We start from the raw sequence: 12,464 nt of genomic DNA, 5'->3' as shown, positions 1-12,464 counted from the left end.
CTTTTCCTTAGCATGTGCACAATAAAAAGCTGAAATTCACACATCGTTTTACGATTAATATTCGAATTTAAGACACAAAATATGAATTGTTATAAACTTTTTATGCAAAACTATTGCAAAATAGATAAAAAACGAATATTATATATAACTGTTGTGAAAATTATTCGTAAACAGAAAGGATGTTTATATGTTTAACCTTTCAAAACATAAAACTTCTATTAAAACTGAAATTATGGCAGGTATTATTACCTTCTTAACAATGGCATATATCATTGTCGTAAACCCTGTTATCCTTGGAGATGCAGGTGTTCCATTTGAACAAGCATTTACAGCAACAATTATCGCTGCTGTTGTCGGAACATTATTTATGGCAATCTTTACAAACTTACCAATCGCAATCGCGCCAGGTATGGGATTAAATGCTTACTTCTCTTACTCTGTTGTAAAAGCGCATGAAGGCATGACTTTCGCAATTGCATTCTCTGCTGTATTCGTAGCAGGTATGATTTTAATTTTGCTATCATTTACATCTTTCCGTACAAAATTAATGGAAGCAATTCCTGAAAACTTAAAACATGCAATTACTGCTGGTATCGGGCTATTTATCGCCTTTATCGGTTTACGTTTAACAGGTATCGTTACAAAAAATGATGCAAACTTAGTTGGACTTGGTGATCTTCACTCTGCTCCAGTACTACTAGCATTAGCTGGACTTGGAATTACAATTGTCCTTATGTCTTTAAATGTAAATGGCGCACTATTTATCGGGATGCTATTAACTGGTATTATCGCTTTCTTCACGGGACAATTATCATTCTCAAACGGTGTTACATCAATGCCTGGTTTACCAGAAGGAATTATCGTTTCAAATCCAATTACTGCTGTATCTGACGTAATTAACTACGGATTATACGGCGTTGTATTCTCATTCTTCCTTGTTACACTATTCGATACAACAGGTACATTACTTGGCGTTGCACAACAAGGTGGATTTATGAAAGACGGAAAGCTTCCAAAAGCAGGACGAGCTCTTCTATCTGACTCATTCTCAGCAACTATTGGTTCTATGTTCGGAACGACACCATCAACAGCTTACATTGAATCATCTGCTGGTGTTGCAGCTGGTGGTCGTACTGGTTTAACAACTGTTACAGTAGCGGTTCTATTCGCACTAGCAGCATTCTTCGGCCCATTAGTAAGTGCTGTTTCTGGTGTATCAGCTATTACTGCACCATCATTAATTATCGTTGGTAGTCTTATGATGGGTTCAGTTCGCCACATCGATTGGGACGCATTTGATGAAGCATTCCCAGCATTCTTAGTAATCTTAAGCATGCCACTTACATCAAGTATCGCAACAGGTATCGCACTTGGATTTATTTCATACCCACTTATGAAAGTGGCAAAAGGTAAATTCCGTGCTGTTCACCCACTTGTATATGTATTTGGAATTTTGTTTGCTTATCAATTGATATTCTTACCACATTAAAATCTCTCATAAAGAGGGATTTTTTTATACATAAAAAGTAGAGCATCGAAATTCGATGTTCTATTTTCCTTTTTTAAAAGCAATATAAAAAGACTGCAGAGAACTCCATCTCCACAGCCTAATTATTATTTTTGCAAGAACGCCTGCAAATCTGCAAATTGCCTCTTTGCATCTTCATAGCCTTGCTCATATAAATTTTGTAGTTTTGCTGTATCTTTTTCCATACGATCTACTTGAAGCGGCACTTCTGGGCGAATAACAAATAAATTGCCAGCTTGTTCTTCTTTTTCAATATAGTGAAGTGTTTCATTATACACTTCATAACGATTTAGCATCGTGTTCACAAGGTTCGGATATTTTTTATAAGCTTTCGCAGCAATCCACCCAAATCTTGATTTTTTCTTTGCGTAACCATGATTTCTCGTTAAAATTACGACTGATTTTTTAAATCCATCTTCCTGTGCTTTACGAACTGGAATTGGATCAGAAATCCCGCCATCTAACAGTTGCTTGCCACGATAATTTACTACTGGTGCAATGAAAGGCAATGAACTAGACGCTTGTAATAAATTTAGCGCATCATCATTCGTGCCTTCTTTTTCAAAATAAACTGATTGCCCTGTTTCACAATCCGTCGTTCCTACAAGGAAACGTTCCGGGCTATTAAAGTATGTTTCAAAATCAAACGGCACATGCTTTTCTGGGATTTCGTGGAAAATGAAATCCATATCAAATAGCTGACGTTTTCTCCATAAGTTTTTATACGATAAATATTTCGGATGTGATGCATAATCAATATTGACCGTTTTATTTCTATTTCTTTGTCTGGAAAGATACGACGCTGCATGACAAGCACCAGCTGATACACCGATTACATATGGAAAATATAAATCTTGTTCCATAAAGTATTCTAATATCCCGCCCGTGTATACACCACGCATACCGCCGCCTTCTAATACTAACCCCGTATTTTCAAGCATGTTACTCTCTCCTCTATATATATTGACTCTTTAATTATTCACCATGTTAAGTATCTTTTTCTATTATATATGAGTTCTTTCAGAAATTATATTTAAAAGACTTGAGAAAAAGGAGTTTTTTCTTCCAATTATATTTCCAAATGACCGGAGACATCCTTTATAAACCTTTGAATAAAGTCTTGCTCTTCTTTCGTATATCCATCTAAAAGTAACAACCACTTTTCTTCAGCTTGCTTATGCAATTTTTCATGAGCTTTATATATTTCATTCCCACTCTCCGTTAAGCTGAAGAAGATTTCTTTTTGATTATCTAACATTTGCATCTTCTCAACGAATTGTTTTTGAAACAACTTTGTACAAATTTTAGAGATTGCTCCCTTCGTCATGCCCATTTCTGTCGTAATTGCCGTTACATTCATCAAACCATTTTTTCCGATACATTCGATTACATGTAACTCAGATAAAGACATACTACTTACGCCTGTCTCACGAAGAAACTTCTCATTTTGTCGTTTTAAATGTTCTTCTTTTTTATGCAAAAGTGTACGAATGTCCGACAGTATTTCCATTTGCTTCGTTGCATGCTTCAATCCGTTCGCCTCCTAAGTTTCCAAAGAAACAATTTAACTATATACCATTTTAAAACCATTTTTTCATCTTTACAAGTAAGAAAATCATGTTAAAATAAATTTAGTTTCCAAGGAAACTAAATTACAAGGAGGTTAACAAGATGAAAAAATCTAAACTAACTTTCATTTTATATGTTGTCTGTATTAGTGCCTTACTCGGTTCCTTCGCTCAAAATATTTACACACCTATCTTACCGATGATTCAAAATTCTTTTCACACTTCTCTTTATCTTGTAAATGTAACAGTTTCACTTTTCACATTCGTTCTTGCAATTATGCAGCTCGTATATGGACCTTTAATTGATACAAAAGGGAGAAAATCTGTCCTTATCCCTAGTTTAGTCATTAGTACAATTGGTTCAATCGGATGTGCTTTTTCGGCAAACATTTATTTATTTCTCTTTTTTAGAGCTGTTCAAGCTATAGGAATAGCGGCTATACCTGTAGTTTCAGCAACGATTATCGGCGATTTATTTGAAGGAAAAGAACGCGGAGAAGCGATGAGCCTATACCAAATGTTACTTGCCCTCGCACCTGCAATGGCTCCTCTCATAGGTGGTTATCTTGGCAGTATAAATGGTCACTTATCTGTATTTCTCTTTTTATCTACACTTGGCATTATCTTATTAATTATAAACATTTCACTACTCCCAGAAACAAGGCCAAATATAATTAAACAATCTAAAGCACAAAAGAATTACTCTCTTATCTTAAAAAATAAAACTGGATTTTCTATTACTCTTATTGGCTTCATTCAATTTTGTATTTACTTTTGCTTTCTCGTTTTTTTACCGAGTATTTTAACAAATTCATTTCATTTAACTGTAAATAAAATTGGTCTTATGTTTGTACCAATGTCTCTTTCTATCATGCTAGGAAGTTTTTGCTACAAGTTTTTGCAAAAACGACTCACAACAAAGCAAGCTTTATTTATTACGAGTTTCTTCAATATTATATGTGTCGTTTTATTCTCTTTCACATATAGCATCAATATCCCATTCATTATTATCGTTACATCTTTGTACGGTTTTAGTATGGGACTTTCTATGCCAACTCACACTACTTTATTAACAGAAGAATTCGTACAAGAACGCGCAACAGCTATCGGTATGTACAACTTCATCCGCTATCTTGGTATGGGCACAGGGCCACTTATAGGTGGATTTCTTTTATTTAACCAAAATTACTTTTGGATTTTCTTCCTAGGCGCAATTATGTTTTTACTTGTAATCTTATATACAATGAAAATGCTAAGTTTTCATTCTGTACAAAAAGCAAAATAGAGCCCCCAAAAAGGTCGGCTCTATTTATCCTCTTTGATCCGCAACAATATGAATATCAATATACTTTGTTTGTCTCATAATTTCATTTACAATAGAGCCTTTTCGTATTTCTTCCCACCTTGTTCTAGCCGATTGTCCAAGTAAAATTTGCGTCACCTGTAATCTTTTTGCCACTTCAATAATAACATCTGCTGGCTTTCTTCCCTTTGCTTCTTCTAATACAAAACTTGCATCAAATTGATTCGTTAGCAACTTCCACTCTTCAATCGTCTGCTTTTTTCCAGCTGAAATAGAATCTATATTTTCCCTCTCAACGTTTAATACGTACAATTCAGCGTTTAACCGATCAGCCATGCGCCATCCCCGTCTTATTAATTTCTCCGCTGTTGAACTGTATTGTACACAAACGAGAATTTTTTCTTTCACTCCGATTGGTTCTATCACTGTTTGACTAATCTTTTCGTCCATATCGTCAGCGACTTCACGAAGCGATAATTCCCTAAGTGCTCCTAAATTATTAAGCGTAAAGAAATTTTGTAAGCTTTGCTGAATTTTTTCTTCTTTATATATCTTTCCGTCTATTAACCTCTTCCGAAGTACTTCCGGTGTTGCATCAACGAGCTGAATTTCATTTGCTTTTTGTAAAATAAAATCTGGAATTCGTTCTCTTACTTTTACATTCGTAATTTGAGCTACAATATCATGAACACTTTCTAAATGTTGAATATTAAAAGCTGATAATACCGATATACCAGCCTCTAACAATTCCTGCACATCCATATAACGTTTCTTATGTTTAGAACCAGGAACATTACTATGCGCAAGTTCATCCACTACGACTACTTGAGGCGCGCGTTTTTTTATTCCTTCCACATCAAGCTCATAAAATACCTTTCCTTTATACTGTATTTCTTTCAAAGGAACTTTTTCTAAATCAGCAATTGCTTCTTCCGTCTCTTTTCTTCCATGCGTTTCAATTAAACCAATTACAATATCAATTCCATCTTTTTTCATTTCCCTTGCATCAAAGAGCATTTTATAACTTTTTCCTACGCCTGGAGCTGCTCCTACATATAACTTTAACTTTCCGCGATTTTGCTGACGAATATATTCTAAATATTCCTCTGGCGTTCGCCTTTGAAACTTCGGTTCATAATCATCTGCATACAAAATAAACACTACCTTTCATTCGAAACAACGCTACCTCAATCCGTTAGATTGAGGTAGCACTGTTACTATTTCATTAATTCCTGTAATGCCAAATTTAGCTTTAAGACGTTTACGCGGGTCTCTCCAAATAAACCAAGCGCAGCACCTTCTGTTTGATTTTTAATCAATTGATTAAGTTTTTCTTTCGGAATATTCGTTAATTTCGATATGCGATCCACCTGCACAGAAGCTGCCTTCGGACTAATATCAGGATCAAGCCCTGAACCTGAATTTGTCACTAAATCAATCGGTACTTCTGTAACTGGAACGCTCGGATTTTGTTTCTTCCACTCTTCAATACTTTTCTCTACTCGTTTCTCTAAATCTGGATTAGATGGTGCATAGTTATTTGAACCAGATGCTTCAGCCTTATATTCAATACTAGAAACACGCCCTTGAAAATAACGTGGATCCGTGAAGTTTTGCCCGATTAATTTAGAACCAATCACTTCATTTTTATCATTATATATTAGACTTCCATCCGCATTATCCTTCATCACGGCTTGTGCAATACCAGTAACAATAAGCGGGTATACAAGTCCGCACAACACTAGAAATGTAAAAGTAATACGGATAATTGGTGATAGTATACTTTGTTTCTTCTCCATCTTTTTCCCCTCTTCCTTATATGAACAAGCCGACAATTATATCAATTACTTTAATTCCAATGAACGGAACGATAACTCCGCCAAGCCCATAAATAAGTAAGTTTCGGCTAAGCAATGCATTAGAACTCATCGGTTTATATGCAATACCTTTCATCGCTAACGGAATGAGTAATGGAATAATAACAGCGTTAAATATTAATGCTGATAAAATCGCTGACAGTGGTGATGTTAATTTCATAATGTTCAATGCCTCCATTTGCGGAATCGCAAGTGTAAACATTGCTGGAATGATTGCAAAATATTTTGCTATATCATTCGCAATACTAAACGTCGTTAAAGCACCTCGCGTCATTAACAATTGCTTACCGATTCCTACAACCTCAATAATTTTCGTTGGATTCGAGTCTAGATCAATCATGTTTGCCGCTTCTTTCGCTGCTGTCGTACCACTGTTCATCGCTAATCCAACGTCCGCCTGTGCTAATGCTGGAGCATCATTTGTACCATCACCTGTCATCGCTACAAGTTTCCCTTTATCTTGCTCTGCTTTAATGACAGCAATTTTATCTTCCGGTTTACACTCGGCAACGAATTCATCTACTCCAGCTTCTTTTGCAATGGTTGCTGCTGTTAACGGATTATCACCTGTACACATAACCGTTTTAATCCCCATTTGGCGTAACTGTTCAAAACGCTCACGCATACCCGGTTTTACTGTATCCTTTAAATAAATTAAACCGTAAATACGATTATCTACTGCAACTACAAGTGGTGTTCCGCCCTCTTTTGAAATTAAGTCTGCTTTTTGATTTACATCTTTCGGAATTGTTCCGCCTTGTGACTCAACCCATTCAATAACGGCACCTACAGCACCTTTTCTCACTTTCGTTCCGTCTTGTAAATCAACACCACTCATTCTCGTTTCTGCTTTAAACGGAACAAACTCACCTTGTTCTGCAAGTTCTCTATTATATGATATAGATTTTCCCTGCACATACTCGATAACAGATCGACCTTCTGGTGTTTCATCTAAAACAGAACTAATAGCGGCCCACTTTCCAACTTGCTCAATCGTTTCATTTCCTACAGGCAATAATGTATGAGCCATTCGGTTCCCAAAAGTAATTGTACCTGTTTTATCTAAAATAATTGTATTAATATCGCCCGCAGCTTCTACTGCTTTCCCTGACATCGCTAGCACGTTAAATTTTGTCACCCGATCCATCCCCGCAATACCAATAGCTGATAGCAAACCACCAATTGTCGTTGGAATTAAACATACTAACAACGCTACAAGTACAGCAGTATCAATTTGAAAACCTAAATAATTTGTAAAAATCGGCAACGTCACAACGACGATTAAGAAAATAAGAGTTAAGCTCGTTAATACTGTATTTAAAGCAATCTCATTCGGCGTTTTTTGACGAGCAGCTCCTTCTACTAAAGAAATCATTTTATCGATAAATGATTCACCAGGATTACTCGTAATGACAATTGTAATTTCATCACTTACGACCATCGTTCCACCTGTTACGGAACAAAAATCACCGCCTGCTTCTTTTATAACAGGAGCTGATTCACCTGTAATTGCAGATTCATCTACAGATGCTAATCCTTTGATTACTTCGCCATCACTTGGAATCATTTCTCCTTGTTTTACGATAACAACGTCACCTTTTCTAAGATCAGTTGCTGAAACTTGGACAATGTCTCCATTTTCTTTTACTACATTTGCAAACACATCTTTCTTCGACTGCTTTAAAGAATCGGCTTGCGCTTTACCACGACCTTCTGCTAATGCTTCTGCAAAATTCGCAAATAAAACTGTAAATAATAGAATGAGAGAAACTGTTATATTAAACCATCCTGGTATACTACTAGAACTGCTTGGAAGAAAAGATAAAATGAACGTAATGATAAATCCAATTTCCACAACGAACATAATCGGATTCTTTATCATGACTTTCGGATTCAATTTCGCAACGGATTGCTTCATCGCATGTGTTACGATATCACGATCCATCGTTTTCGCTTGTCTAACTTCATCTTCTACAGCATGTATTTGTGACTCATTTAATTGTTTTTCTTTTACTACTACCGGTCTCATCATTTACCCTCCATTACTTCAATGTAAGAAATTCTGCAATTGGACCGAGTACTAACATCGGGAAGAATGTTAATGCACCGACAATTACAATTGTTCCGATGAAGATGCCACCAAATAAACTATTATCTGTACGGAACGTTCCGACTGTTTCTGGCACTACCGTTTTTTCTTTCAATGAAGCTGCCACAGCTAGCATCGTAATTAAACTGAAGTAACGTCCTAAAAACATAACTAAACCAGTCGTAATATTCCAAAACGGTGTATTATCTCCTAATCCTTCAAATCCAGATCCGTTATTCGCAGCTGACGATGTATATTCATATACCACTTGCGTCAAACCGTGGAAACCGGAATGAGAAATAGCATCCGTCCCTAAATTTGTTGAAAGAGCTAATGCCGAAAATCCTAAAATGAGCAATGGATGAAATAAAATCGTGACCGCGATTAATTTCATTTCCTTACCTTCAATCTTTTTACCTAAAAACTCTGGTGTCCGTCCAACCATTAACCCAGATATAAACACCGCGATAATTGCATACATAATAATGTTTACAAAACCTGCTCCAACGCCGCCATACACAGTATTTAACATCATATTTACAAGCGGAACTAAACCGCCAATTGGTGTTAACGTATCATGCATCGTATTAACAGCGCCTGTTTCAGCAGCTGTCGTTACCGTTGCGTATAGTGAAGAAAATACTGTTCCAAATCGTACTTCTTTCCCTTCTGTACTTCCTTGTACATGTTCGATACCCATTCCATTTAATGCCGGGTTCCCGTTTAGTTCAGATGTCGTAATCGTTATAAACCCTAGTAAAAATACCATAAATAGTGACACGAAAAGGATGCGGCCTTGTTTTTTATTTCCGACCATTCGTCCGTACGTAAATGGAAGTGCTGTTGGTAATAACATCATAAGCATCATTTGCAAAATATTACTCATTTGTCCTGGATTTTCGAAAGGATGCGTAGAATTTGCTCCGAAAAATCCACCGCCGTTATTTCCAAGTTCCTTAATGGAAACGAATGATGCAACAGGTCCACGTAAAATACTTTGCTTTGCACCTTCAATCGTTTGTGCTGTAACCGCCCCATCTAACGTTTGTGGTACGCCAAGTGCGACAAAAACTAGTGCCGCAATAAATGCAATAGGAAGAAACACTCTCGTTAACGCTCTCGTAAAATCAACGAAAAAGTTACCAAGTTCTTTTCCAGCAAGTCCTCTTATAAAAGCCATAACGAGCGCTAATGTCGTTGCTGGTGCCGCAAACATTAAAAATGTAATCCCGATTAATTGTGATAAATAGGATAAACCATTTTCACCGCTATAATGCTGTAAATTTGTATCAGCCATAAAACTAATCGCTGTATTAAAAGCGAGCGTAGGCTCCATCCCTTCAATATGTGCTGGATTTAGCGGCAGCACACCTTGTAATCTGAAAATGAAGTATACGACAACGATCATAAATCCATTTAATAAAACTAATGATAATGCGTACTGTTTCCACGTTTGATTGTATGCTTTTACACCCGTAATTTTAAAAATAAGTTTTTCAAAAGGCCCGAATACTTTATCTAACGTTTTGCTACCTTGAAAAGCTTTTTCTAAATAAATCCCCGTTGGCTTTGCTACTAAAATAAACAAGAGCATTGTAATAATGACTGCAACCCAAATCATAATGAATGATTCCCCCTAATTAAAACTTCTCTGGATTTAATAATGCATACACTAAATACACTGTAATTGCTGCGACAATAACCGATAAGACAATCATCATGATTGCTTTCCTTCTTTCACAACTTTATCTGACCAACTTGCAAGACTTGCCATCGATGCAACTAATAAAATAAAAATCCCGACCATTACAACATCTAACATAACTATCCCTCTCTTTTTGTTAAAATTTACCATTTAAATATTAAAAAAGAACACTGAGCTCTACTCAGTGTTCAAAAAATGAACAACAAAAAGTAAACCTCCTCTCTAAACGCTTACGAGGTTAGCTGTCGGATTCGGGCCTAAAGAGTAGCCCTACTTTCAAAACTGAAAGATTCACCCCAAGTGACGATGCACAAAATTGGTTCCCCCGCTCCATTTCTGGAACTCAGCGATTTTAGGTTTTTTTGGAAATTTTATGAATGATTTATGAGAGTAAATATACTCCTCTATATTTCACTTGTAAAGGGGTAAATTACTGAAAATAATAATATTTACATTCATTTAAACGCTTACATTGAAGATTATTACTGTTATTTCATCTATTTTCTTTATTTCTCTTTTCTTTTCTTAAAAATGACCTTTTAAATATGAAATAAAAAAAGCGAATGACATGAAGTGCATAGCTTGTTGCACTCAGCATTCGCTCTTTTTTATTCAACCTTTATTCTCCTCGTAAAAATGCACGTAAATTTCTCCCGCGAATATAAACTTGTGTCAATTCTGCATGTAGCTGCTCATACTCGGTAATATCTACCTCTAAATACAAAGCATCTTTTGATGGTAATATAATATACGGCCCTGGAAAAAGGGGATCGATCTGAACCAATTCTTGAACTCGCTCTACCGATACTGCCCAACGATTTGCTATATCTCCAAGTAATAGTACCTTCATCATTTCTTCCCCCGCCCTATTCAAAAAATAAAAAAGAAATATTATCACAATTTGTAAACACGACAAACTTAGCTCCAATTGTTTCATAGAGCCTCGCTGGATATCGTTTATTCCTTGTAACAACAGTAATAGGTGCTTGAAAAGAAAAACGAATGTGTTCTGTGAAGAAACTAACGATTGGAAGCTCATCCCCTAGTAAAATGACCTTCTTAATACACTCACAAATACTAGTAAAATCCTGCTCCTTACTACAACTATAAGTCCAATCAAACCCACAATTCCTAACTTCAGCCGCTACCTCTTCATTTGCTGTAAAAATAACTAACTCATGTTGAAATGCAACTAGATCTCTTAAACTATTTACCTTACTTTCTTCTCCAACACAAATAAGTGTTAGTTCCATGTACCTCATCCTCCTTAGTATAAAAGAAATCAAACATAGATTGATATTCCCCTATACTAATCAGATCGATGAAGTGATGTATCCATCATGGCACCGTCCTCTCTCAAGACGCTTACGAAGTTAGCTGTCGGATTCGGGCTTTGAGAGTAGCCCTACTTTCAAATTTGAAAGATTCACCCCTAGTGACACTGCACAAATTGGTTCCTCCGCTCCATATAATTGGACTCAGCGTTTACAAAAAAATATATTCTGGCTGATATATTACTCCTGTATTTTGAAAAAGTAAACAGAAAAAAAGCCAGTTATAAAACTGGCTTTTCACTTATCTATACACGCGTTCTATTCACTTTATACGCAAAATGATTCGTTGGTCCATGACCACTACCAATATTCAATGGCTCTTCAATTGCTATACTAATAAATCGTTTTGCTTCTTGAACAGCATCTTCAATTGAGTATCCTTTCGCAAGTCCTGCTGTAACCGCTGAAGCAAATGTGCACCCACTTCCGTGCGTTTGCTTTGAAGGAATTCGCTCGCTTCTAAACTCAATAAATTCTTCTCCATCAAAGAGGAAATCAATTACTTCATTACCTTGATATTCTGCATGTCCGCCCTTCATAAGCACATATTTAGCACCTAATTTGTGCAATACTTTTGCAGCTTCCTTACTATCTTCAACATTATGAATCTCCACCCCAGTTAACACTTCTGCTTCTGGAACATTCGGTGTTATAACGGTTGCTACTGGTAATAAATATTCTTTTAATGCATGAACTGCTTCTTGCTGTAATAATGATGCACCGCCTTTTGCGATCATAACGGGATCTAGCACAATATTATTCCAGCCAAATTTTTTAATTTGTTCTGCAACAATTTGAATTATTTCACTACTAAATAACATTCCTAGTTTCACTGCATCTGGTGTTAAATCCGTACCAATTGAATTCAGCTGTTCTGTAATACCTTCTAACGGAACAGGATATACCCCTTGAACGCCAAGCGTGTTTTGAGCAGTAATTGCCGTAATAGCCGTCATTCCGTATACACCAAGCTCTTGGAATGTTTTTAAATCTGCCTGAATTCCAGCACCGCCGCCGCTATCAGACCCTGCAATTGTTAAAGCTTTATTCACTTTCATCC

The 12,464-nt window shown here is 36.3% G+C and carries 13 protein-coding genes and 2 riboswitches; of the genes, 2 read left to right on the top strand and 11 right to left on the bottom strand.

The window, feature by feature from the left end; genetic code table 11:
* Nucleotides 1–187 precede the first annotated feature (187 nt).
* Complete coding sequence (locus ACUL40_RS23645; RefSeq protein WP_000482713.1) at nt 188–1,489, top strand: NCS2 family permease; 1,302 nt, start codon at nt 188–190, stop codon at nt 1,487–1,489.
* 125 nt (nt 1,490–1,614) lie between these two features.
* Here ACUL40_RS23645 and ACUL40_RS23640 read toward each other — a convergent pair whose 3' ends face one another.
* Both ACUL40_RS23640 and ACUL40_RS23635 read right to left on the bottom strand, forming a co-directional pair.
* Complete coding sequence (locus ACUL40_RS23640) at nt 1,615–2,469, bottom strand: patatin-like phospholipase family protein (RefSeq protein ID WP_000892679.1); 855 nt, start codon at nt 2,467–2,469, stop codon at nt 1,615–1,617.
* A 128-nt stretch (nt 2,470–2,597) separates the two neighbouring features.
* Entirely contained in the window at nt 2,598–3,059 is a 462-nt protein-coding gene (locus tag ACUL40_RS23635) for a MarR family transcriptional regulator (protein ID WP_000679681.1), read from the bottom strand.
* Between the two features lie 140 nt (nt 3,060–3,199).
* Here ACUL40_RS23635 and ACUL40_RS23630 point away from each other — a divergent pair, with 140 nt between their 5' ends.
* Nucleotides 3,200–4,381, top strand: a complete 1,182-nt coding sequence (locus ACUL40_RS23630; protein WP_065212395.1) for an MFS transporter — start codon at nt 3,200–3,202, stop codon at nt 4,379–4,381.
* 24 nt (nt 4,382–4,405) lie between these two features.
* On the opposite strand, the gene kdpDN is transcribed toward ACUL40_RS23630, so the two are convergent.
* The 9 genes from kdpDN to thiD all read right to left on the bottom strand — a co-directional run bounded on the left by kdpDN (nt 4,406) and on the right by thiD (nt 12,462).
* Entirely contained in the window at nt 4,406–5,560 is a 1,155-nt protein-coding gene (gene kdpDN / locus ACUL40_RS23625; protein ID WP_003269552.1) for a KdpD-like non-kinase potassium sensor, read from the bottom strand.
* A 56-nt stretch (nt 5,561–5,616) separates the two neighbouring features.
* Nucleotides 5,617–6,198 (bottom strand): K(+)-transporting ATPase subunit C, encoded by a 582-nt coding sequence (gene kdpC, locus ACUL40_RS23620; RefSeq protein WP_445422760.1) that lies wholly within the window; start codon nt 6,196–6,198, stop codon nt 5,617–5,619.
* A 16-nt stretch (nt 6,199–6,214) separates the two neighbouring features.
* On the bottom strand, nt 6,215–8,305 hold the full coding sequence (gene kdpB, locus ACUL40_RS23615; protein WP_001248003.1) for a potassium-transporting ATPase subunit KdpB: 2,091 nt from the start codon (nt 8,303–8,305) through the stop codon (nt 6,215–6,217).
* Nucleotides 8,306–8,318: 13 nt separating this feature from the next.
* A complete protein-coding gene (kdpA, locus tag ACUL40_RS23610; RefSeq protein ID WP_000638330.1) occupies nt 8,319–9,986 on the bottom strand; it encodes a potassium-transporting ATPase subunit KdpA in 1,668 nt (555 codons plus the stop codon).
* A gap of 19 nt (nt 9,987–10,005) precedes the next feature.
* On the bottom strand, nt 10,006–10,083 hold the full coding sequence (gene kdpF / locus ACUL40_RS23605; protein WP_223153441.1) for a K(+)-transporting ATPase subunit F: 78 nt from the start codon (nt 10,081–10,083) through the stop codon (nt 10,006–10,008).
* Entirely contained in the window at nt 10,083–10,187 is a 105-nt protein-coding gene (locus ACUL40_RS23600; protein ID WP_000887894.1) for a SipW-dependent-type signal peptide-containing protein, read from the bottom strand. The genes kdpF and ACUL40_RS23600 overlap by 1 nt, the downstream gene beginning before the upstream one ends.
* A 96-nt stretch (nt 10,188–10,283) precedes the next feature.
* A riboswitch (cyclic di-AMP (ydaO/yuaA leader) is annotated at nt 10,284–10,429 on the bottom strand.
* Nucleotides 10,430–10,689: 260 nt separating this feature from the next.
* The gene (locus ACUL40_RS23595; protein ID WP_001985933.1) at nt 10,690–10,923 is read right to left on the bottom strand and encodes a hypothetical protein; all 234 of its coding nucleotides are present in this window, start codon (nt 10,921–10,923) and stop codon (nt 10,690–10,692) included.
* 13 nt (nt 10,924–10,936) lie between these two features.
* The gene (locus ACUL40_RS23590; RefSeq protein ID WP_000424087.1) at nt 10,937–11,323 is read right to left on the bottom strand and encodes a hypothetical protein; all 387 of its coding nucleotides are present in this window, start codon (nt 11,321–11,323) and stop codon (nt 10,937–10,939) included.
* 93 nt (nt 11,324–11,416) lie between these two features.
* Nucleotides 11,417–11,564: riboswitch (cyclic di-AMP (ydaO/yuaA leader) on the bottom strand.
* 85 nt (nt 11,565–11,649) lie between these two features.
* Nucleotides 11,650–12,462 carry a bifunctional hydroxymethylpyrimidine kinase/phosphomethylpyrimidine kinase gene (gene thiD / locus ACUL40_RS23585; protein WP_048655918.1) on the bottom strand — a complete coding sequence of 271 codons (813 nt, stop codon included), beginning with the start codon at nt 12,460–12,462 and terminating at the stop codon, nt 11,650–11,652.
* Between the last annotated feature and the right edge of the window lie 2 nt (nt 12,463–12,464).

It is taken from the genome of Bacillus sp. KNSH39 (genome assembly GCF_052656585.1).
The sequence above is the reverse complement of the archived record's forward strand: the minus strand, read 5'-3'. Positions and strand labels throughout refer to the sequence as shown.

Excerpts from the sequence above, each read along its gene's own strand:
- ACUL40_RS23645 (WP_000482713.1), top strand. The coding sequence starts at position 188 with ATGTTTAACCTTTCAAAACATAAAACTTCTATTAAAACTGAAATTATG.
- ACUL40_RS23640 (WP_000892679.1), bottom strand. The coding sequence starts at position 2,469 with ATGCTTGAAAATACGGGGTTAGTATTAGAAGGCGGCGGTATGCGTGGT.
- ACUL40_RS23630 (WP_065212395.1), top strand. The coding sequence starts at position 3,200 with ATGAAAAAATCTAAACTAACTTTCATTTTATATGTTGTCTGTATTAGT.
- kdpC (WP_445422760.1), bottom strand. The coding sequence starts at position 6,198 with ATGGAGAAGAAACAAAGTATACTATCACCAATTATCCGTATTACTTTT.
- kdpB (WP_001248003.1), bottom strand. The coding sequence starts at position 8,305 with ATGAGACCGGTAGTAGTAAAAGAAAAACAATTAAATGAGTCACAAATA.
- kdpA (WP_000638330.1), bottom strand. The coding sequence starts at position 9,986 with ATGATTTGGGTTGCAGTCATTATTACAATGCTCTTGTTTATTTTAGTA.
- kdpF (WP_223153441.1), bottom strand. The coding sequence starts at position 10,083 with ATGATTGTCTTATCGGTTATTGTCGCAGCAATTACAGTGTATTTAGTG.
- ACUL40_RS23600 (WP_000887894.1), bottom strand. The coding sequence starts at position 10,187 with ATGTTAGATGTTGTAATGGTCGGGATTTTTATTTTATTAGTTGCATCG.
- ACUL40_RS23595 (WP_001985933.1), bottom strand. The coding sequence starts at position 10,923 with ATGATGAAGGTACTATTACTTGGAGATATAGCAAATCGTTGGGCAGTA.
- ACUL40_RS23590 (WP_000424087.1), bottom strand. The coding sequence starts at position 11,323 with ATGGAACTAACACTTATTTGTGTTGGAGAAGAAAGTAAGGTAAATAGT.
- thiD (WP_048655918.1), bottom strand. The coding sequence starts at position 12,462 with ATGAAAGTGAATAAAGCTTTAACAATTGCAGGGTCTGATAGCGGCGGC.